The organism is Arthrobacter sp. Y3223164 (assembly GCF_059091005.1).
Genome location: NZ_JBNHGF010000921.1, coordinates 1 through 361, shown reverse-complemented (window position 1 = coordinate 361; position 361 = coordinate 1). Strand labels below are relative to the sequence as shown.

Sequence of the window (361 nt, the reverse complement as noted above, 5' to 3'; positions counted from 1 at the left end):
CGGGTGCTGCGCGACGCGGCGGACGCACCGGCCGGAACACGGCTGCGGCTCCGGGTGGCCGTCGGCGAAGTCTCCGCCGAAGCCCTTCCCTGACGTCGTTCCCGGAATCCCAGACACCACCACACAACACCGGCACCGAAAGCGAGACCCCATGACAGAGCAGCCCGCACCGCCCGACGTCGCCTCCCTCTCCTATGAGCAGGCGCGCGAGGAATTGGTGGCCGTCGTCAGCCAGTTGGAAGCCGGCGGCGCCAGCCTTGAACAGTCCCTGGCACTGTGGGAGCGCGGCGAGGCCTTGGCGGCCCGCTGCGAGGCATGGCTGGAAGGCGCACGGCAGCGGCTCGACGCGGCACGCGAGGCG

General features: G+C 71.7%; 1 protein-coding gene. It reads left to right on the top strand.

The window, feature by feature from the left end; all coding sequences use genetic code 11:
• Positions 1-151 precede the first annotated feature (151 nt).
• On the top strand, positions 152-361 hold a 210-nt coding region (locus AC5RUJ_RS18730; protein WP_494156571.1), incomplete at its 3' end, for an exodeoxyribonuclease VII small subunit.